Here is a 20,564-nt window from a genome sequence, read left to right as displayed (position 1 = left end):
TAACAGCACAACAAAATCCCAGTTCCAACCCAAACCCTAACAAATACTCAATTTGCACAGAGACGTGTATTTGCCAACTTCATCAAACACTTCACGCGCCCAGTCTAGCAAGACACTCCCTACACCCATAACAATGAGTAAATACAACCCTCTAATACATCACCAATGTCGATCCAATAACCTACCAAAACATTGAGCGGTGAGCGGTGAGCGGTGAGCGGTGAGCGGTGAGCGGTGAGCGGTGAGCGGTGAGCCAAAAAACACGGTCCAGAATAATCCGCAACTCTCAAACAATCATTTGCATCCTAAACGCAAAGCCATGCGTGTTTTATGTCAAATCCGCGTTCTTATGTTCAGATCATAGCATAAGACGCGAAAACCGTCACTACAGGCGCGCAAGCCGACAGCTAAGTTGTCCCCTCACCAATACATATCTATGCCCGCGCTCGGCCAGTCTGCTCAATACGCCTATTCCGCATTCTACTCCAAACACAACCAACCATCGGGATCATCTTACAACGAGCCAAGATCGTTAGAGCAAGCCCGCAATATCGATCAGCGCCTTTTCAGCACCTCGTTCTCACCAACAAACCTCAGCCAAAACAAACTCAGGAAGAACATTACGGGAATGGATCAAGATCAAAAACTGTTCCATCCTCTCATCGTCAGTGCATAACCCACTCAGACATCCATTGCGGCGCAAAGCCCAGCTCTTTGAAAACAGAATAACGAAAACAAACGGCCCCTTAAGGCAGAGCCCGTCTACGCAAACTCACAACACAAACATAAATAAGAACAAACACAAGCAGAGAAAGAAATTACGGTAAAACAACACTGATCTCTTTACCTCCATATCCATGCACGCTGTCTTTAGCGCGTATGGTAACCGTATCAATGCCCTCGGGAATTTTTACACCGCTCAGAGTACGAGTAAACGGCTGTTCATTGACATGTGGGTGGGCCAATACTCGCACGGCTATAATGGTGCCATCAGCGCCAAGTACCTCCCATGCATCAGCATAGTGATCCCAACCTTCATCTGCATGTTTAACAGCCACATCAAATCTGTAAGTACCGGCACTCTCTTTGCGAACGTCCACTCCAACAACATCTGCCTCGCCAGCATATGCAGTGGATGCAAAGATTGTCGCCATCAATATGATTCCAATAATGCGCATGCCTACCTCCAGATGAACAACGCACCCACGCTAACCGACACAGAAAGCAAAGCAAGACAACAGCACTTCACAAGCCGTTGACCGGGAAATTGACAATAAACAATTTTCTCCTAGGAAACCTGCCTATTCAGTTTGCTCTTTAATCCAAATACTGCTTTTCGGGACTAAGCAGAAAACCAACAAGTTCACCAGCACACCAATGACGAGCCCTGGGATTTCACCCGGGCTGTCCAACACAGTTTGCCATAACAAAGTAACAAGCACACCAGCGACAGCACCGCCAAGAAATGGCACCGTCCCTTTCCGCAGGCCATAAATTGCACTTACCAATGGAACCAGCAGGATAGGAGCCCAGTAGTTATAGGCGTATATTAAAATATCCAGAATGCTCTCGATTGAGACTGCAAACAGTATGGAAAGTAACCCCACACACAACGTAACAATTTTCGCAATAAAAAGGAGCGTCTCCTCCTTAATCGCCCTGGAGCGAAGAGGAAGAACAATGTCATTCACAAAAGCAATACTCGCTGAATTAAGATATGAATCAGCAGAAGACATGACGATGGCGATCACCCCGGAAAAAACAAGACCTTTCAATACGGGAGGAAGCACCATCATAATAACATAGGGCATTGCGTTATTTGGATTAAGGTCTGGCGCCATTGCAAGTGCAACCAAACCAATTGCTCCTGTTATTGCGAAAAACAAGAAAGAGAAAAGACCAGAATATAAGGTCCCTCGAGCTGCAGCCTTTGCAGTTTTCCCAGCAAGAAGACGTTGCATGTAAGGTGGCACCAGCGTCTCACCAAACATAAACACTAGGATCAACCCGATAAGTCCAATCCATCCAAAGTCAGGCCCTGGCAAAGTTAACCGGTCAGCAGGTACCGCATTATAAAGAGCCTCAAGCCCACCAACATGATAGACGCCAAAAATCAAAACCAGCGGCATGCCAATCGCAAGAATTACAAACTGAACAACATCCGTGTAAACGACAGCTCGCATACCACCTAGTGTCGTGTAAATGATGACAGTTCCGCATCCGATCACGATGCCCCAGTAACGATCTAAGCCGAAAAATACATTAAAAACAACACCAATTGCCCCGACTTGCGCGCCAACAATCCCACAACACAGCATCACGCCGCAGACACCGGTGATAATACGCGCCACTTTTCCATAAGCCGCCGACATAACATCGCCTACAGAAACAGCAGAAGGAAATACGTCCATTTTGGGAGCAATATATACGGCGACTAAGATTTCTTTGAAGCTAAATCCCCACAACGCTACAATGTTAGCAATGCCGTAGATAAAGACTTTTTCAGCGTTACCAGTAGAAAACCCACCTCCAATGAACGAAGCCGACATAGTCGCAAAAATTACGAGAGATCCAAACTCTCGCCCTGCAGTGGCATAATCTTTTAGTCCCTTTTGAACACGTCCACCCCACAGCCCCACAATCAAGATAGCAACCAGATATCCTGCGACGATAAACATATCGATCATGAAATCGCTATCCTTCCAAGTCAGTCGTAAGGGGTTTGCACCCTTCACACCTAACAGGAAGCTATTACGTTAAGGTAAGTCGATATAGAAAGGAGACACTTGTTTCTAGAGCTAGCAATAAGAACCCTTATCCGGAAAAAGCTTCACACCATCTGCAGCAAGTTGAAAGCCGGTCATATAGGGGTCGCGCTCATCCAGAAACAGAGTGTTGTAACCCGTTTTGCGTGCCCAACCTTCTATGGTTGGAATAATGCCATCGTGTAAACCAACCTTAACCGCCTCTTTTACCCCACCGGTGAAGACAGAACCAATAATGGATTCATGGCGCATCATATCACCAACCTTGAGTTCCCCTTTGGCGTAAAGGTGCGCAAGTCGGGCAGACGTTCCTGTTCCACATGGACTGCGGTCCAGCGCATTGTCTCCATAGAAAACTGCATTTCTACGATCAGCAGCGACAGAGCTCGGTTTACCGGTCCACTGGATATGGCTTATTCCATTAATTCGCTCATCTTCTGCATGGATAATACTGTATTTGGCATTGAGAGCGGATCGTAGCTTCGGGCTCCATTCCAACAACTGTGAAACGTCAACATTCTCTAGCCCAGGAAAGTTCTCCTGAGTCTCCACGATTGCGTAAAAATTCCCACCGTATGCAACGTCTACACTTATTTCACCAACACCGGGCAAATCAACAGTCAAACCCTCCTCTGCCAAATAGCTCGGCACATTCGTCAGGCGTACACTTTCAACATACCCATCTTTTTCAAAGTATTCTGCAACAACCAAACCAGCAGGGGTTTCCATATAAACTTTACCGGGCTCACGTGGCACTATCAGCCCTTCTTCCAATGCCATGGTAATCGTGCCTATCGCTCCATGCCCACACATCGGCAAGCAACCCGAAGTTTCAATAAACAAAACTGCGACATCACAATCAGGCCGCGTCGGAGGCAACAACATGGAGCCAGACATCATGTCATGGCCGCGCGGTTCAAACATCAGTCCAGTCCGGATCCAGTCATAACGCTTTAAAAAATCCGCCCGTCGCTCCAGCATATCGGCTCCGCGAAGTGCCGGCACTCCTCCTGCTACCAAACGCACAGGGTTGCCGCAGGTATGCCCATCCACGCAAAAAAAACTCTTGGAGACCAAGATCCCCTCCCCTCATTCCATGACGTAAACACAGCACCAACATCCTGCGCAGGCGACCCTCCCCACCTAAACAGAATGCTCTTTAAAACCGTTGGGCGCTATAAAGCGAAATATCAAGCTTAGGACACGCGCCCTGAACAATGTCAGCAACAAGCTCTGCCGTAATAGCAGCCTGTGTCAATCCATGATGACCATGTCCAAAAGCATAAGTAACCCGTTTGCTCACACGCGAAGAACCAATGACAGGCAACGTATCGGGCAGTGAGGGCCGATGTCCCATCCAGCGGGTGCCATTTGCCCGGTTTAGGCCGGGCAAAATACGAGCTGCTTTTTCTGCCATCACATCCGCCCGTTTCCAGTTGGGGTCAAGTTTCAACCCACCAAATTCAACAGCACCACCAATACGAAGGCCAGTCGACAACTGGGTTACGGCAAAGCCAAGGCCTGGCAGCATGACAGCATGTTTAAGGGAAACATTCGGATCCGTAAAAGTGGTGTTATAGCCACGTTCCGTCTCTAACGGCACACGGTCTCCGAGTTGACCGGCCAGTTCTTTGGACCACGCACCGCAGGCGACGATGGCATGATCACTTATGATCTGCTCACCATCTTCAAGATGGAGCACCACGTGATCGCCCCGAGGCTTAACAGCAGAAACTGAGCTTTTAATGATTTTGCCGCCGTTTCGCGCAAAAGCCTCTGCCATGCTCAAGCACAAAGCATGCGGGTCATCAACAGTCATCCAGCCCGGCACCAATGCGCCGCCAACAACATTACCAGCAAGGTCCGGCTCCAGCTCTCTTATCTGATCGCCAGAAAGCTCTTCAACTTCAATGCCATGTCCGCGCTGTTCTTGCCAAAATGGTTTTGCATCGTCAATTTGTCTGGCATTGTCATAGACATCAATACAGCCACGCAAATAAACATGCTCACGCGTGCCGCTGGCTTGCCACATCCGCTCCCACGCAGGTAGAGCCGCTTTGTTTATAGCCGCTTTGCCCGCGACGCTCAGCTTCAACCGATCTGGTAACGCGGCGCGGCAAAACTGAGCCATCCAGGGCAATATTTGCAACGCATAACCTGGGCGAACGGATAAAGGCCCGAGCGGGTCTAACAACCAGCTCGGTATCTTCTTCCAGATGTCTTTGGAAGCAAGAGGCGTCACGTCAGTCCATGCGATACCAGCCGCGTTTCCACGGCTAGCCATTTCACCAGGACCATTGCGATCAATCAGAGCAACGCTGTTACCCTCTTGCTGAAGGCGAAGGGCTGTTGCAAGACCAACAACCCCGGCCCCTATCACATGGATGTGTCGCATAGCTCTTTAAGCTCCGGCAGTTCCGGGCGGCATGCAATCGCATCTTCCACCACCTTGATCACCCGCGCGCGCTCAGCACCGGAAAGTGGCAACCGAGGTGCGCGAACACGATCATTAGAGCCTATTGCAACCATCTCTGCCAACTTAATATTTTGGACTAGATTGGTGGAAACATCGAGGTCCAGCAGCGGACGGAACCAACGGTAGATGGCACGCACTTCATCATGACGACCAGCTTTGGTCAACTGATAGATCGCAACAGTTTCACGCGGGAAGGCAACAACAAGACCCGCGACCCAACCATCAACACCCATCACAAGGCTCTCGTAAGCCAGATTGTCCACGCCTGTCAGCACCGCAAAACGATTACCGAAACGATTGAAGACTTCGGTGGCGCGGCGGATATCGTCCGTGGATTCTTTCATTGCAACAATCAACGGTTCATCAGCTAACTCTGCAAACATGTCCAACGTCACATCAACCCCGTAAGCAACCGGGTTGTTATAAACCATCACCGGAACACCGCCAGCCTTGGTGACGGCTTTGATGTGTGCAACAGTTTCATGCGGCGCAGAACGGTAAGGAACACCCGGCAGAACCATCAGGCCATTAGCACCAGCGGCGGCGGCATCAGCAGCAGCTTTTTCTGCGCGGCGCGTGGAGCTTTCGCAAATGGTCATGATGACATGCTTGGAACCACAGATCCGCTTTGCAATCTGTAAGATCTCAATTTTCTCTTCAGGCTCCAGCGTCATCGCCTCGCCGAGAGACCCACAGGTAATGATGCCATCGCAACCAGCATCCATCTGCAGCTGAAAGCAACGCTCCATCTCAGCTACATCCAGAGTGTCATTTTCTGTAAATTTTGTTGTGACAGCCGGGTAAACACCAGTCCACATAAGATCGTCCTCACTTGTGATATATTACAGATAGTATGAACACGAAGTAGGCCCTCGTCAACTCTGTGATATATCTGATGAGTGGTAATTCACCTAATTCAGTGAGAAAGCAATAAAACCAGTAGGTTACTAGCGCTTGGGAAAGTGTGCGGAGAGCATTAAAACGCCCTCTGCAACTCAAATCATAAGGGCTAAGAGACCTGAGACCTCGTCCGGGAGACCGCATCGTGCCAGCCGGAAAGCCGTTTATTGCGTTCCTCCTCGCCCATCTGCGGTTCAAAACGTGCGTCCAGATGCCAACGTTTGGAGAATTCATCCATGTCCGGCCAGACGCCAGCTTTCATGCCCGCAAGCCACGCAACACCGAGCGCTGTGGTCTCTTGAACCACGGGTCGATCCACCGGACGGCCAAGAATGTCCGCGAGAAACTGCATGGTCCAGTCAGAAGCAACCATACCGCCATCAACGCGCAGGACGGTATCTCCGGTCAGCGGAGACCCCATATCGGAGGATTTCGAGTTGATCAGGTCGACTGTCTGGTAACCAACGCTTTCCAGCGCAGCGCGGGCAATCTCATCCCGGCCTGTGGAACGGGTCATGCCGAAAATCGCAGCGCGCGCTTCCGGATCCCAATAGGGCGCACCCAGACCAACAAACGCTGGAACCAGATACACATGACTTTCCGGGTCAGCATTTTCTGCCATTAGCTGCGTCTGAGCGGCATTGTCGATGATCTTCAACCCATCGCGAAGCCATTGAACTGCGGCACCGGCAATAAAGATAGAGCCTTCCAGCGCGTATGTTGTCTTCCCATTCAGGCGATAAGCAATAGTGGAGAGCAGACGGTTTCTGGAATAAACCAGCTCCTCACCCGTATTGAGCAACGCAAAACAACCCGTGCCATATGTGGATTTAACCATCCCCTGCTTAAAGCACGCCTGCCCCATGGCCGCAGCTTGCTGATCACCAGCCACACCGTAGATTGGCAGCTCCGCACCAAACAGGTCAGCCGTAATCATACCGAAATCATCAGCACAATCCTTCACATCAGGAAGCAGCGATGCTGGAATATTCAGAAGCGCCAACAGCTCCTCATCCCAGCAATTCTCCGCAATGTTGTAAAGCAATGTGCGAGAGGCATTCGTTGCATCGGTAACATGGGATTTACCGCCAGTCAGACGCCAGATCAACCAGGTGTCGACGGTCCCGAACGCCAGATCACCAGCTTCTGCACGCGCCCGCACACCTTCAACATTATCGAGAATCCACGAAACCTTTGTACCGGAGAAGTAAGGATCCAACAACAGGCCCGTCTTGCGGGTAATTGTCTCTTCATGCCCCGCCGCTTTCAGGGCACTACAAAAAGCCGAAGTTCGGCGGTCCTGCCAGACTATCGCTTTGTAAACAGGCTCACCGGTTTTCCGATCCCAAATAAGGGTCGTCTCACGCTGGTTGGTAATGCCAACGGCAATAATCTCGCTTGCAGTTATGTTTGCGGAAGACAATGCTTCCCGACAGGTCTCAACAGTCGTGCTCCACAAATCCTCAGGGTCATGCTCAACCCAGCCTTCATGCGGAAAATGCTGCGGGAATTCACGCTGTCCTGCGCCTGCGATTTCAAACTCATCATTGAAAACAATCGCCCGCGTGGAAGTCGTCCCCTGATCAATGGAGAGCACCCAACCTGTCATTCTATATTCCTCCCCAGAAGAGGATTGACCTCTTCAACATCCTAAACTGCTCAGAGCCGTCACATCCGTTTGAAGAACCCCGAGTCATAATCAATAATTTTCTCCCAATGTCCTTACCAAATATCGCAGGCCCAGACCAACCTTTGGGAACAAAAGAGAGATGAGAGAGCATATGCCCGAAATTTAGATCTCAATTTCAAACCAGAACACGTGCAGAGCCAAGCTCCAAACCGGCTTGCATAAACCACAGGGAGTGCAACCGCTTTCATGCAAAAAGCTCAGCCCAACACAATGCGGGCCGCGCTCTATAACCTAACCGACAAGGCGGTTTGCTTCAAAGTAACTGGCAAGATAGTGATCCAGCACACGTGTCGCTTCTTTTGGCAAATGTAGGCCCAGCTTGGAACGCCGCCATAAAATATCATCCGCAGTGACAGCCCATTCCTGCTCAATCAGCCAATTGACTTCACAACCATAAAGGTCGCCACCAATGTGCGAGCCAAGTTCCGCAGAGTTCTTCGCGTAACCCAGAATTCTCACAGCATCCGTGCCATATGCTCGGACCAACCGATGCGCATGGCCGAGTTCAATAAACGGATAACTTGAACACAGAGCTGCAACCTTGCTTTCAAATTCGCTTGGAGCAAAGTCCCCACCGGGAAGAATACTATCTTTGGTCCAGCTGGATTTTTTGCCAGCAGCAGGCAAATAGGCAGAAAGTTTTTCAAGCGCATGTTCTGCAAGGCGACGATAGGTTGTGATCTTGCCACCAAATACGCTCAGCAGCGGCGGCGTATTTTCGCCTTCATCCATTTCCAAAACATAATCGCGGGTTGCAGCACGCGCATCACTTGCACCATCATCATAAAGCGGACGAACACCTGAGTAAGTGCGAACCACCATGTCTGGCGTTACAGCCTTGGAGAAATACTCACTCACTGCAGTGCAGAGATAAGAAACTTCGTCCTCAGAACATGAAACATCGGCAGGGTTACCCTGATAATCAACATCAGTCGTGCCAATGAGTGTGAACTCATCTTCATAAGGGATCGCAAAAACGATCCGCCCATCAGAATTCTGGAAAATGAAGTTGCGGTCATGTCCAAACATCTTCGGCACAATGATGTGGCTTCCTTTCACCAGACGAACATTAGCCTGACTGTTGAGACCAATCGCGCCTTTCAAAACGGAGCTCACCCACGGACCAGCAGCATTAACAAGCGCGTGCGCGTGAATCACGTCCGTTCGCCCACTTTGCGTATCCCGAATTTCCACGTCCCAGCCATTTTCACCGCGAGACGCCCGAATGACTTCCGTATTCCGGTGAATATCAGCTCCACGAGCAGCAGCGTCACGTGCGTTCAACACAACGAGCCGCGCATCATTCACCCAACAATCAGAGTATTCAAACCCACGGGTAAAGAGCGACTTCAAGCCATCATTGAACGGCGCGCGATCCAATGGAACAGTCTTGGTTGCGGGCAAAATCTTACGACCACCCAGATGATCGTACATAAACAAGCCAAGACGCAGGAACCAAGCCGGGCGCAAACCCTTGTGATGCGGAAGAATGAAGCGCAGCGGCCAGATGATATGAGGCGCCATATTCAAAAGAACTTCACGTTCTTTCAAAGCCTCCCGCACCAAACGAAACTCATAATATTCAAGGTACCGCAATCCACCATGGATCAGTTTGGTCGAAGCAGAAGAGGTCGCGCTTGCAAAATCTGCTTTCTCAGCGAGGAAAACCGATAATCCGCGCCCTGCGGCGTCACGTGCGATTCCGCAGCCGTTGATCCCGCCCCCTATGATAAATAGATCATAGCTCTTACTCATGGCCTCGCCCCTCAATCTCGTGGCTCTCGCAAATTTATCCGTGGAAGCACGCACAGCCAATATGCCGAACCTATTCGAATATTTTCGAAAGTCAACGAAACCCACCGGCTAATATAGGTATTAAGACGAAACTCCCACAAGCAAGAGGAACAAACCGCCGATTACCTCATCTTTCTCCTCAATTCGTTTAACGTCGTCCAACACAAAAAAAAGCGCATCCGTTTCAAAGACGGACACGCTTTTTTCAAACGAAACCAAAACCATCAAGTCTCAGCTAATCAATTAGATTCAGATCACATTACCCCTGCCCGTCTTCAGATGAGGAGCTTTCAGGATCATCTGCCCCACCAGTTTTTGAGTTTCTAACTTTGTTACTTGCAGGCTTTTTCTCCACCTGAGGAACGTCCTCTGGCTGACTATCCGCTGCAACATGATATGTGACTTGCGGGAATGGTATCTCAATGCTGCGTTCATCAAACACACTCTTGAGAAACTCATTATAAGCCCGACCAATCGCCCACTGGCTGCCCGGCATTGTTTTGACACGGGCCCGGATGTTGATGGCAGAATCACCAAACGCGGTCACCCCATGCATTTCCAGGTCGCCAAGCATCGCAACACTGTGCGGTGTTTCTTTCAAACGGCGGAATGCTTCCTGCATCGCGTCTTTAGCCATCTCAATGTCAGTGTCATAGCCAACACCCATAACCGATACGGCGTAGCTAAAGTCCTTGGTTGAGTTGGAAACGCTGCTGACAGAGGAAAACGGAATAATGTGGGAGGTACCGGAAAGATCACGCAGGCATACGCTGCGAATACTCAAACGTTCCACAGTTCCGCTAATACCGCCAACCTCCACAAAGTCCCCTTCATTCATCGCATTTTCAAGCTGGATGAAGGCACCGGTAATGACATCTTGAACCAGCTTTTGCGAACCGAATGAAACCGCCAAGCCAATGACACCGGCACCAGCGATCAAGGGGGCGATCTGAATACCGAGTTCTGAGAGCGCCAACAAAGAGAACATCACAATCATCAATATTGAAATGACGTTGCTGAACAGCTTGAACAGCGTCTTGGTCCGGCTCGAAACAGTTTTGCCTTCACGTTCCAGAATACGAAGATCGACCCAGGACATGATGGTCAGCCACAACGCAAAACCAATGATGATGACGATGAGCGCGGACATGAGCGTATTTGCAAAATTAGCTCCCTGTCCGGTCCAGATCCAGTGCCAGAAGTTGCCTATACCCCAAACTTCCAGAACACCAACAATGACACTTAACCCAACAACAACGCGCAGCACCATGCAAACTGACGGCATGAAAGAATTCAGACGGGTCTCAAAGGTAGGCAACACATGATCTAGTGAATCATGAAGATCGACGCCTTTGCGGATGACCTGCGTCAACATCATCATCAGGGCCAGCCCAATAAAGATGACAAGCAAGGACGCACCACTTGCCTCGGCAATATAACTCACCGCATCCAGTGGTTTGCGGATCCACGCAACCATCATCGCCAACACATAAGCAAGCGCGAGCAAATGCCAGATGTGGCCTAAGCCTTTGAACAGTTGAACAGAGAAGTGCGAGCCAACAAAGGTTTCTGCGTATCTGCGAATTTCATCACGCACCCGAATCCGCGACCGCAAAATAATGGTGATGAGGTAAATGATGCACACCAGCACAATGGTGACACGAACACTGCCAGCCAGTTGCGCTGAGAAATTTACACCAACCATCGGCACGGCCAACCGAACACCAAACCCGAGAATACCTACGATCAAGATCAGATGCCGTGCCCAATACACGGCCTCCTTGTCTGAGAAGGGAAGCAAACGGAACGCTGTACGATGGGGTGCAAACACAAACCTGATAACAACCCGAGCAATCTCAATCAGGAAGAAGGCGTTGATCGCAAACATCTCCACATTATTGATGCTTTGCACCGTCGGATCCGTCGAAAATATGTAGGCGGAAAGATAGCCGATGCCAGCGCCAATGCTGACAAAAATCGCATCAAAGGCAGAGGTAACAGCCAGCAGCCCAACGCGGTAGGCGAGAGTCTGGCGGCCTATATCCTTCTCTTGGCGGCTGATATAAGCCACTGAAATTCTATGCAAAACCACTAGTACTATGTAAGCAGGCAACAGGACGCGAATGATGCTGAACACCCCGTCCCACAATCGCGCCTGATCCACGCCCGTTTTGTCATCCAAAAGATCTTTATACCCGGAAAGCCCCGAGACAATAAGCTGGCTAAATTCATAAAGGCTGGTAGCAAACCCTTGAACGGAACCGCCAATCTGCGCAGCAACTGTTGCCTCCGCATCGGCATTTGTTGCAGCACTCCCTGCGCTGGCGGCCGTAGCAGAGGACGACCCTTTGCTTTGCTCCTCCTGCAATATTTTGATGAGCGCATCCCGGCCCTTAGGATCTTCAAGAACTTTGATCAGCGCTTGCCTGGCCTGTTGCAGGTCCGCACTCTCTGCCGCAGCAGAGGAGGAATCCTGCGCAAATGCACCACTAGCAAAGCTAAGAAAAAATGTAGCGAAAGCTGCAAGAAAAAATCGAAGAAACATTGAACACCAAGAATTAGATCAGCAAAATTGAACGAATAAAACCTCAGTACACCATAAACGAGAAGAAGCAATGAAGACAAACAACAAATGACCCTGCGTGATCAAAGGCTCACAGCAGATAAGCTTTATCCTCAGTGTTAGCTTGCGGTACGGCTCACCATAAAAGCTGCGATTGCCGTTGAAAGCGTCGCTACCGCATAAAACCACAGGCCGGGGAGAACCTGAGCGCTGGCAAGCCCGCTGGTTTTGGCTGCAAAAATCACAAGCGCCACCAACATCACGTCCATCATGGACCACTTCCCCAGGTAGCTGAGGGTCATCAGCCATTTAACTGAGGAAGGATGCAGAGCAGAAATCCCAAGAACGAGGATCTTCAGGGCTGGAAGCACAACAGAAAACGCAAACACCAACACTGCAATTGTTGGTTCACCATCCTCATAAAGCCCGTTGATCATCTGAATCAGGCTGGGCGTGTCCTGCAAAAAATACAGGCGCTCCATCCGCAGCAAAGGCAAGGTTAAGCCAAGGCCAAACGAAAACGCGGCAATGGGAATGAGAAAACCAAGAAAGACAGGCATTTAGGCTCCCGGAACAATGGCAGGTCCACAGCACAACAGCCTATAGATATACATTGGTAAAATGAAAGCAACCACGCGCAAGCCCGCCGCGAACAGGCGCAGCGCAATTAATAAAACATAATGAAGATGTTAAGCCCAATAGCAGGACCCACAATTTGCTGGACCACTGCATCACAATGCAGCGGTTGCAAACGGTTAGATCCTAGGGAGATTTAGCGGCGAACCATTCGTCCGGCGATGTCATCCATGTTTTCCTGCTCGATAATTTCCATCGCAGCACGCTGACGCACCTTATCCCGTTCGTCCATAAGCTCAATCTTCTTCAGCTCAGAAACAGCATCAGTCAGCTCATCTTGTGCTTTCGACAACTGAGACTTCAACTCTTCGGTTGAGTTTTTCAGATTATCACGGCGCTGTGAAGCTGCTCGAGCGAATGTCGGATACGCAAAGTGTGTAATATCATCAATGCCAACACGCTTTTGTTCCTGAACAATCTGGTTTTCCAGATCTTGAGCCATTCGATCAAAATCGTTCAACATCGTCTCGATTTGTGTCACCTGACGGCGCTTCTCATCGACGTTGAACTTCTTCAACTTCAAAAGGCCTTCACGATTCTTCATACGCAATACTCCCTTTACCAAAGCGAGCTTACGCCTGAGTCATTTCCAAAAGGTTGGCAAGCAGGAAATATCCCTCTTCAATTGTAGTTTTTTCCCCCTTCATTTGCCCAAGATATGTCTCCAAGGCGTCATTTTTTGCAATAGCCTCATCAACCAGCGGGTCAGCACCGGATTTGTAAGCCCCAAGGCGGATCAACTCTTCCATATCTGCATAGGCTGACATCAGCTGCTTAGCACGGCGCAGAATCGGCATCGCCTCATCAGGCACACAGCGTGGCATGGTGCGTGAAATAGATTTTAAAACGTTGATCGCTGGGTATCGGCCACGTTCAGCAATCGCCCGTTCCATCACAATGTGTCCATCCAGAATACCGCGCACGGCATCGGCAACCGGTTCATTATGGTTGTCGCCTTCAACCAGCACAGTAAACAGGGCAGTCACAGACCCTTTGCCAACAGCACCCGGCCCCGCCCGCTCCAGAAGTTTCGGCAACTCAGTAAAGACGGTAGGTGTGTACCCTTTGGAGGTTGGAGGCTCGCCAACGGAGAGGCCAATTTCGCGCTGCGCCATCGCAAAGCGGGTCACCGAATCCATCATGCACAGAACGTTTTTGCCCTCATCTCTGAAGTACTCAGAGAGAGTCAGCGTCAGATATGCAGCCTCGCGCCGCATCAAAACGCTCTCGTCAGATGTTGACACCACAACAACAGAACGGGCGAGTCCCTCTTCACCAAGGTCATCCTCGATGAATTCCTGGACTTCCCGCCCACGTTCCCCAATCAGCCCAATGATAGACACTTCGGTTTCCGCATTGCGCGCAAGCATGGACATCAGGACGGATTTACCGACACCAGACCCGGCAAAAATACCAAGGCGCTGCCCCTGACAACACGTTACAAAACTATTAAGCGCCCTCACACCCAGGTCAATCGGGCCTCCGACTCGCGCTCTTTCTGCAGCCGGAGGTGGTGAATCGCGTAATTTTCGAGGTGCCGAACCGAACGGAAGAGGTCCTTTTCCATCAATCGGCTCACCCAAAGCGTTAACAACTCGCCCCAACCAACCGCTCGATGGATGAACAATACTGTCGCGTGAAATCAGCTTTGCTTTACTGCCGTGACGCACCCCGCTGAGCTCTCCAAATGGCATGCAAAGCGCATGTCCGGATCGAAATCCGACAACTTCGGCTTGAATTGACGCTACGTTCTCCCCTATTTCTATTAGTAGACGTGCACCAACGCTCATGGCGTAAACGGGGCCTGCAACTTCAATCAAAAGCCCCTTAACTGCTTCTACTCGCCCATAAATTTCGGTTGGAAGGCATGATTCGATTTCTGCAAAAAGCGAGTCCAAAACAGAATCCCTATTAATCATTTTCGTCGATGGTAACGTATCGTTTACGCTTCTACTTAATGTTATTGGGGAGACTTTGAATGGCGTACAGCCCTTTCAAGGAGACGAAGCGTCACAACACGGCTTTCAGTATCACTTGATTCTATTGAAAGCCAAACCGGTCTCAGAGTGTTGAACAGAAAAGGTTACGCCCAGAATTCTAGGTTGTACCCAGAAGACTGTTCTACGTGAGAGTAAAACGCTTGCGGTAGCGATTTGAGTTCTGTTAACCATAAACTTATTAAAGTGAGTTGGGTTAAAAGTATTCCTTCGCAACGGTTTGTGTTTTGGGGCCGGAGCGACTGCCCAGGAAAGGCAACACGAGGGGATTAACATGCGTGTATTGTTGATCGAGGACGATAGTGCTACTGCACAGAGCATTGAACTGATGCTGAAATCCGAGAATTTCAATGTCTACACGACAGATCTCGGCGAGGAAGGCATCGACCTCGGCAAATTGTATGATTATGATATTATCATGCTAGATCTAAACCTGCCGGATATGTCCGGTTATGAGGTACTCCGCACACTGCGCGTATCCAAGGTTAAAACACCTATTCTTATTCTGTCCGGTCTGGCCGGCATTGAGGATAAAGTACGTGGCCTCGGCTTTGGAGCCGATGACTACATGACCAAGCCATTCCACAAGGATGAGCTTATTGCCCGCATACATGCAATTGTGCGGCGCTCTAAAGGTCATGCTCAGTCAGTCATTGTGACAGGTGATCTTACTGTAAACCTCGACACCAAAACTGTTGAAGTTGGTGGCCAGCGCGTACATCTGACAGGTAAAGAATATCAGATGCTTGAGCTTCTCTCCTTGCGAAAGGGCACGACCCTCACCAAGGAAATGTTCCTGAATCACCTCTACGGTGGCATGGACGAACCAGAACTCAAGATCATCGATGTATTTATTTGTAAGCTGCGTAAGAAGCTCGCTTCTGCAACAGCAGGCAAAAATTACATCGAAACAGTATGGGGTCGCGGATACGTTCTGCGGGAACCAGAAGAGAAAGCGGCTTAAACAAGCCGGTTTTCTATCAGTTTCAGTAAAAAAGCCCCGCTTGGCAAATCGCCGTGCGGGGCTTTTCTTTTGTTTAATTCTACATGCCCGCACCGTTAGATAACGCCTAAGTGTTTTGCAAATGGCAGCCAATCGTTGCGATGGTGCGCAAATGCGCCTTTTTATTCTCACATCCGTCGTCATGCTCGCATTTGCGGCCAACTCAATTTTGAACCGTTTGGCATTAGCCGACGGGGAAATCGGACCTTCCACTTTCGCTGGCATTCGCGTTCTGGCAGGAGCGATTACGCTCCTCATGCTCATCCTAGTCACCAAACGAAATGCCAAGCTGTTTTCCAAACCCAACCTTTGGGCCGTTTTTGCCCTAGCCATCTACATCCTTGGCTTTTCACATGCTTACATCTCGCTAGATGCCGGCTTTGGCGCTCTTCTGTTATTTGGAGGGGTGCAAATCACGATGTTTGCGGGAGCCATTTTGCGCAGAGAGAACCTCACACCACAAAAGTGGATAGGCGCCCTCCTCGCTTTCAGCGGCCTTGTGTACCTCCTTTCACCCTCAAACGCAGGAATAAACGGATTAGGAGCAGGGCTGATGGCCTTTGCATCCATAGGTTGGGGAATTTACTCTCTTATCGGAAAAGCTGCGCAGGACCCATTAAAAGAAACTGGAGTGAACTTTCTACTCGCAGTTCCCATCGTTGGAATTGCGCTCCTCCTGTTTCCGGATACGACACCAACAACAAGCGCGGGCATCACTCTCGCGATTATCTCGGGAGCAATCACATCGGGATTGGGCTATGCGCTTTGGTATTCAATAATCCCCATGATCGACACCAGCATCGCAGCGGTTGCTCAACTGACAGTTCCAATTATCGCTACATTAGGTGGGATTCTGTTTCTTGGAGAAAGCGTAGATCTGCGCTTCATCCTCTCCACACTCATGGTACTGGGAGGTGTCGCGATATCGGTCTTGCGACGGGCCTGAACAGCTCGCCGCCAATATTCTTACAAACCCCTTATTATTCGGGAGGATTGGCTTCGTCTTCATGACCAAGCTGCAACTGATAGGTCGCAGGAACATACCGGAACCCATCGCCATCCTTTTCAACATATCCAAGAGATGGATAAGGCATGTGGTAGCCAATAAACGGAATTCGCTCTTCAGCCAAATGAGTGAAGACACGTCGGCGGGTTTCAGCTGCTTTCGCTTTGTCTATATCAAAAACTACCTGCCAATCAGGATAGGCCACAGACCAAACAAAATGGTTTGCGGTATCGGCAGTCAGCATCAGCTTTTTACCATTCGCTTCCACCAGATAAATCATATGGCCCGGAGTGTGGCCGAAAGCTTCCACAGCAGTAATGCCGGGAACCACTTCATCACCTGGATTGATAAAAGTGAACTTATCCTTCAATGGCAAAACATCCTGCGCAAATGCTTGCGCACTGCCACCTCCACCAGGTCCAAGCTTCTCCCAATACTCAAATTCAATCGGGCTGGTTACATACCGCGCATTGGAATAGGTCGGCACTCCGTTTTGCATAAGGCCGCCAATATGATCGCCGTGCATATGGGTTAGCACCACAACATCGATATCACGAGGATGAACGCCAATTCCCGCCAGAGCTTTGAGCAGATTTCCACTGCCCGGTTGAGAAAGCTCACCACGCCCGGTATCAAACAAAACCAGCTGATCTCCGGTATTCACCAGGGTCGGTGTGAAAAATCCACGAAACTTATCAGATCGAATAAAATGATCACGGCTGGCTTTTTCAAAAACCTCAGCGCTCTGCTCCATCCCAAAAATGTTTTGAGGGTCTTCTGAGATAAAGCTGCCGTCCAACAGCGCAAACACTTTGAATTCGCCGAGCTGAAATTCGGTCGCGGGCGCAAACTGGTCTCCCGGAACAACAGGCAGCTCTGCGTGAGCCGATGATGGCGACAATCCAGCAGCCAATATGCCAACTCCGCCTAAGGCCAACGCTGTTCGTCGGTTTACATCAAAAATACCACGAGATCCCATAGTGCCTCCTCCTCAATGTATTCGAGCCGTTTGAAGACCAGAAAGAAATACCAGTCCCCCGTCACTTAACTCTGAGATCTTCCGCAGAAAATTCAATTGAATTGTACGTGATTAGCAACAACCCAGACCGACACATTGAGCATTCAAAGCCAGAAGCCTAAACAAAAAAAGGCCAGCAAATGCTGGCCTCTCATTTTCTTGTAATCTCAAAGTCCAGATCAGAAACGGGACCCACCTGCCAACGCCTGAATTGGTGAACCTAAAGTTCTGCCCAATTTCTTTGTAGGCGTTGCCGTACGACTAACAGCCTGCTTTTTGCGGTAAACACCGCGAAGACCAGGATATGGTTCAAAACCATCGGTCAGTCCAACAACAGTTTCCGCAGCACCAAGAACCAGGAAGCCATCATCTGGCAGCTGGCGATAGATGCGGTTCAACACATCAATCTTGGTCGGTTGGTCAAAATAGATCAGCACGTTCCGGCAAAACACAACGTCAAACTCGCCAAGATGGCTAAAGTTCTCAAGCAAGTTTAGCTTACGCCACTGCACCATCGCCCGGATTTCCGGAGCCACCTGCCACAATTCGCCCTGCTGAGAGAAGTATTTCAGCAGCATCTGAATAGGCAGACCCCGCTGAACCTCAAACTGGCTGTAGATACCAGTGCGAGCCTTCTCCAGAACTTCGCTCGAAAGGTCAGTCCCCAAAATCTCAAAGCGGAAATTACCGATTTTGGCTCTCGCCTCTTTCAGGTACATGCTGAGAGAATAAGGTTCCTGCCCTGTAGAAGCTGCAGCACACCAGATCCGCGCACTCCGACGTGTTTTACGTGCGTCCAACAGATGTGGCAGCATCACATTACGAAAGTTCTCGAACGGGGTCTTATCTCGGAAGAAGAATGACTCATTCGTCGTCATCGCTTCAACCACATCACTCTGCAGGGACATGGAACCCGGCTTGCCAATAGCAAGAATGAGCTCACTTAGTCCTTTAAAAGAATGACGACGAGCAACTGGCATCAAACGGCTTTCGACGAGATATTGCTTTTCATCGGATAGGACGAGGCCGCTACGGGATTTTAAAAATTTCTTCAGAAAATCATATTCAGAAGTCATCATCGCGCGGCTCCTTTTAAGATACGCTTGACTTGTGCACCAATTTGATCGAGAGGCACGATACCGCTACAATTCCCTGTTCGGGCAGCAGCCCCTGGCATTCCCCAGACAACGCTGGAGGCCTCATCCTGTGCAATTACACTTCCACCCTTACCGGCAATAAGATCGACGCCGTACGCGCCGTCACTGCCCATACCGGTTAAAACGAGTGCCAAACAGGCGGTACCGTAAACTTCGGCTGCACTTTCAAAAAGTGGATCCACAGATGGCTTACAAAAGTTGACAGGTTCCCCGTCTTCAAGCAGCGCAACTGGCTGCCCGTTCTGCTTGCCGATTTTTAAATGAATTCCTCCTGGGGCCACATAAATATTCCCAGGCTTCAATACATCCATATGCTCAGCTTCACGGGATGGAAGCTGAAGTTGTTTGTGCAAGTGCTCTGCAAGGATTGTCGTGAATGTACGCGGCATATGCTGCGTAATCACCACAGGAACCTTCGATAGGCCCTCCTTCGCATCGAGCAGAACGCGCTGCAAAGCCTGCGGTCCACCCGTAGAGCTGCCAATCACAAGCACGCGTGGAACAACCGAAGAGTATGGCCGAAGCGTAATACTCTGGTTTCCCCCCGCTTGAATGGCACGCCTTCTGGAACGTTGCATCGCCGTGCGACTGTCCACACGCTCAGCAGGCGCATCCGACTGCCGTTTATGCGGATCATTCACCGTCTCAGCACGCATCCGGCGAACTGGCTCAGCTGCAGGCTTCGTTCTTTGTCGGCGCTTCCCACCACGTCCAATCAAACGCAACTTTTCCAGCAACTCACGCTGAAATTCAGTTGCGCCTGCTGTCTGGCTCGTCGTTTCCGGCTTAGCGACATAATCTGTCGCGCCAAGCGAAAGGGCCTTCAGGCTTACTTCCGCATTTCGGCGCGTCAGTGTAGACGCCATAACGACGATAAGATCACGCTTTTTATCTAGTAATTTAGGTAGAGCCGTAAGACCGTCCATTACCGGCATTTCAATATCCAACACCACAACATCAGGGTTGCTGCGCTCAATATCTTTAACCGCTAATTCGCCATTGCGATGGGTTGCGACCACTTCAAGTTCTGGATCAGCTTCGATCCATCGACTGAATAAGCCACGAATAACCACGGAGTCGTCTACGACCATGACCCGGATAGGAGCCAATTGTCCGGTTTCACCCGTCTTTGGCTCCTCCACTTTTGCATGCATGCCCATCCGACCCATATTCATTTCTCAGACCAATCCAACTTCCTGAAATTTCGCGGATAGGATTTCCCGATCGAACGGTTTCATGATGTATTCATTAGCGCCCGCACGGATAGCTTTGGTGATGTGAGCGACGTCGTTCTCTGTTGTACAGAACACAACGATCGGCTCTCTTCCACCTTCTTCTTCACGAAGCTTTGCTAAGAATTCTAACCCGTCCATGACAGGCATATTCCAGTCCAAAAGAACAGCATCGGGCATTGAAGCTCTACATGCATCAAGTGCCTTCTGCCCATCTTCGGCCTCGGTGATCGCAAACCCAATGTCCTCCAAAATGCGGCGGGCCACTTTGCGGATTACGCTGGAATCGTCAACAACCAGACACTGTTTCATTAAATTGGCTCTCTC

The 20,564-nt window shown here is 50.0% G+C and carries 17 protein-coding genes; 2 read left to right on the top strand and 15 right to left on the bottom strand.

What is annotated here, in order from left to right; genetic code table 11:
- Positions 1 to 818 precede the first annotated feature (818 nt).
- The 11 genes from BLS62_RS22600 to fliI all read right to left on the bottom strand — a co-directional run bounded on the left by BLS62_RS22600 (position 819) and on the right by fliI (position 14,722).
- Positions 819 to 1,178, bottom strand: coding sequence for a hypothetical protein (locus tag BLS62_RS22600; RefSeq protein ID WP_093186448.1), 360 nt, complete (start codon positions 1,176 to 1,178; stop codon positions 819 to 821).
- Between the two features lie 123 nt (positions 1,179 to 1,301).
- Complete coding sequence (locus tag BLS62_RS22595) at positions 1,302 to 2,687, bottom strand: sodium:solute symporter family protein (protein WP_093186444.1); 1,386 nt, start codon at positions 2,685 to 2,687, stop codon at positions 1,302 to 1,304.
- Between the two features lie 111 nt (positions 2,688 to 2,798).
- Entirely contained in the window at positions 2,799 to 3,842 is a 1,044-nt protein-coding gene (locus BLS62_RS22590) for a 4-hydroxyproline epimerase (protein ID WP_093186441.1), read from the bottom strand.
- A gap of 82 nt (positions 3,843 to 3,924) precedes the next feature.
- A complete protein-coding gene (locus BLS62_RS22585; RefSeq protein ID WP_093186437.1) occupies positions 3,925 to 5,160 on the bottom strand; it encodes an NAD(P)/FAD-dependent oxidoreductase in 1,236 nt (411 codons plus the stop codon).
- A complete protein-coding gene (locus BLS62_RS22580) occupies positions 5,142 to 6,059 on the bottom strand; it encodes a dihydrodipicolinate synthase family protein (RefSeq protein WP_093186432.1) in 918 nt (305 codons plus the stop codon). The genes BLS62_RS22585 and BLS62_RS22580 overlap by 19 nt, the downstream gene beginning before the upstream one ends.
- 191 nt (positions 6,060 to 6,250) lie before the next feature.
- Positions 6,251 to 7,750, bottom strand: a complete 1,500-nt coding sequence (gene glpK / locus BLS62_RS22575) for a glycerol kinase GlpK (RefSeq protein ID WP_093186428.1) — start codon at positions 7,748 to 7,750, stop codon at positions 6,251 to 6,253.
- A 312-nt stretch (positions 7,751 to 8,062) separates the two neighbouring features.
- Positions 8,063 to 9,586 carry a glycerol-3-phosphate dehydrogenase gene (gene glpD, locus BLS62_RS22570; RefSeq protein ID WP_093186424.1) on the bottom strand — a complete coding sequence of 508 codons (1,524 nt, stop codon included), beginning with the start codon at positions 9,584 to 9,586 and terminating at the stop codon, positions 8,063 to 8,065.
- 298 nt (positions 9,587 to 9,884) lie between these two features.
- The gene (locus BLS62_RS22565) at positions 9,885 to 12,170 is read right to left on the bottom strand and encodes a mechanosensitive ion channel domain-containing protein (protein WP_093186419.1); all 2,286 of its coding nucleotides are present in this window, start codon (positions 12,168 to 12,170) and stop codon (positions 9,885 to 9,887) included.
- A gap of 137 nt (positions 12,171 to 12,307) precedes the next feature.
- Positions 12,308 to 12,748, bottom strand: a complete 441-nt coding sequence (locus tag BLS62_RS22560; RefSeq protein WP_093186414.1) for a paraquat-inducible protein A — start codon at positions 12,746 to 12,748, stop codon at positions 12,308 to 12,310.
- Positions 12,749 to 12,960: 212 nt separating this feature from the next.
- Positions 12,961 to 13,368, bottom strand: coding sequence for a flagellar export protein FliJ (fliJ, locus tag BLS62_RS22555; protein ID WP_093186410.1), 408 nt, complete (start codon positions 13,366 to 13,368; stop codon positions 12,961 to 12,963).
- A gap of 28 nt (positions 13,369 to 13,396) precedes the next feature.
- Positions 13,397 to 14,722: a flagellar protein export ATPase FliI gene (gene fliI / locus BLS62_RS22550; RefSeq protein ID WP_093189445.1), complete on the bottom strand. Its 1,326-nt coding sequence runs from the start codon at positions 14,720 to 14,722 to the stop codon at positions 13,397 to 13,399.
- Positions 14,723 to 15,095: 373 nt separating this feature from the next.
- On the opposite strand from fliI, the gene BLS62_RS22545 reads away from it, so the two are divergent.
- Positions 15,096 to 15,785: a response regulator transcription factor CtrA gene (locus BLS62_RS22545; RefSeq protein WP_093186406.1), complete on the top strand. Its 690-nt coding sequence runs from the start codon at positions 15,096 to 15,098 to the stop codon at positions 15,783 to 15,785.
- A gap of 121 nt (positions 15,786 to 15,906) precedes the next feature.
- Complete coding sequence (locus BLS62_RS22540) at positions 15,907 to 16,770, top strand: DMT family transporter (protein ID WP_244283608.1); 864 nt, start codon at positions 15,907 to 15,909, stop codon at positions 16,768 to 16,770.
- A 34-nt stretch (positions 16,771 to 16,804) separates the two neighbouring features.
- Here BLS62_RS22540 and BLS62_RS22535 read toward each other — a convergent pair whose 3' ends face one another.
- The 4 genes from BLS62_RS22535 to BLS62_RS22520 form a co-directional block, all read right to left on the bottom strand.
- Positions 16,805 to 17,809 carry an MBL fold metallo-hydrolase gene (locus BLS62_RS22535; RefSeq protein ID WP_093186400.1) on the bottom strand — a complete coding sequence of 335 codons (1,005 nt, stop codon included), beginning with the start codon at positions 17,807 to 17,809 and terminating at the stop codon, positions 16,805 to 16,807.
- 218 nt (positions 17,810 to 18,027) lie between these two features.
- Entirely contained in the window at positions 18,028 to 18,927 is a 900-nt protein-coding gene (locus tag BLS62_RS22530) for a CheR family methyltransferase (protein WP_208991039.1), read from the bottom strand.
- Positions 18,924 to 20,159: a protein-glutamate methylesterase/protein-glutamine glutaminase gene (locus BLS62_RS22525; protein ID WP_244283659.1), complete on the bottom strand. Its 1,236-nt coding sequence runs from the start codon at positions 20,157 to 20,159 to the stop codon at positions 18,924 to 18,926. Before BLS62_RS22525 ends, BLS62_RS22530 begins: the two co-directional genes overlap by 4 nt.
- 24 nt (positions 20,160 to 20,183) lie before the next feature.
- Positions 20,184 to 20,549: a response regulator gene (locus BLS62_RS22520; protein ID WP_093186393.1), complete on the bottom strand. Its 366-nt coding sequence runs from the start codon at positions 20,547 to 20,549 to the stop codon at positions 20,184 to 20,186.
- Between the last annotated feature and the right edge of the window lie 15 nt (positions 20,550 to 20,564).

The organism is Pseudovibrio sp. Tun.PSC04-5.I4, assembly GCF_900104145.1.
Classification (GTDB): domain Bacteria; phylum Pseudomonadota; class Alphaproteobacteria; order Rhizobiales; family Stappiaceae; genus Pseudovibrio.
Note: the sequence above shows the minus strand (reverse complement) of the source record. Positions and strands in the feature narration are given on the sequence as shown.

Coding starts and splice junctions, on each gene's coding strand:
- BLS62_RS22600 (WP_093186448.1), bottom strand. CDS start 1,178: ATGCGCATTATTGGAATCATATTGATGGCGACAATCTTTGCATCCACT.
- BLS62_RS22595 (WP_093186444.1), bottom strand. CDS start 2,687: ATGATCGATATGTTTATCGTCGCAGGATATCTGGTTGCTATCTTGATT.
- BLS62_RS22585 (WP_093186437.1), bottom strand. CDS start 5,160: ATGCGACACATCCATGTGATAGGGGCCGGGGTTGTTGGTCTTGCAACA.
- BLS62_RS22580 (WP_093186432.1), bottom strand. CDS start 6,059: ATGTGGACTGGTGTTTACCCGGCTGTCACAACAAAATTTACAGAAAAT.
- glpK (WP_093186428.1), bottom strand. CDS start 7,750: ATGACAGGTTGGGTGCTCTCCATTGATCAGGGGACGACTTCCACGCGG.
- glpD (WP_093186424.1), bottom strand. CDS start 9,586: ATGAGTAAGAGCTATGATCTATTTATCATAGGGGGCGGGATCAACGGC.
- BLS62_RS22565 (WP_093186419.1), bottom strand. CDS start 12,170: ATGTTTCTTCGATTTTTTCTTGCAGCTTTCGCTACATTTTTTCTTAGC.
- BLS62_RS22560 (WP_093186414.1), bottom strand. CDS start 12,748: ATGCCTGTCTTTCTTGGTTTTCTCATTCCCATTGCCGCGTTTTCGTTT.
- fliJ (WP_093186410.1), bottom strand. CDS start 13,368: ATGAAGAATCGTGAAGGCCTTTTGAAGTTGAAGAAGTTCAACGTCGAT.
- BLS62_RS22545 (WP_093186406.1), top strand. CDS start 15,096: ATGCGTGTATTGTTGATCGAGGACGATAGTGCTACTGCACAGAGCATT.
- BLS62_RS22540 (WP_244283608.1), top strand. CDS start 15,907: ATGGCAGCCAATCGTTGCGATGGTGCGCAAATGCGCCTTTTTATTCTC.
- BLS62_RS22535 (WP_093186400.1), bottom strand. CDS start 17,809: ATGGGATCTCGTGGTATTTTTGATGTAAACCGACGAACAGCGTTGGCC.
- BLS62_RS22530 (WP_208991039.1), bottom strand. CDS start 18,927: ATGATGACTTCTGAATATGATTTTCTGAAGAAATTTTTAAAATCCCGT.
- BLS62_RS22525 (WP_244283659.1), bottom strand. CDS start 20,159: ATGCATGCAAAAGTGGAGGAGCCAAAGACGGGTGAAACCGGACAATTG.
- BLS62_RS22520 (WP_093186393.1), bottom strand. CDS start 20,549: ATGAAACAGTGTCTGGTTGTTGACGATTCCAGCGTAATCCGCAAAGTG.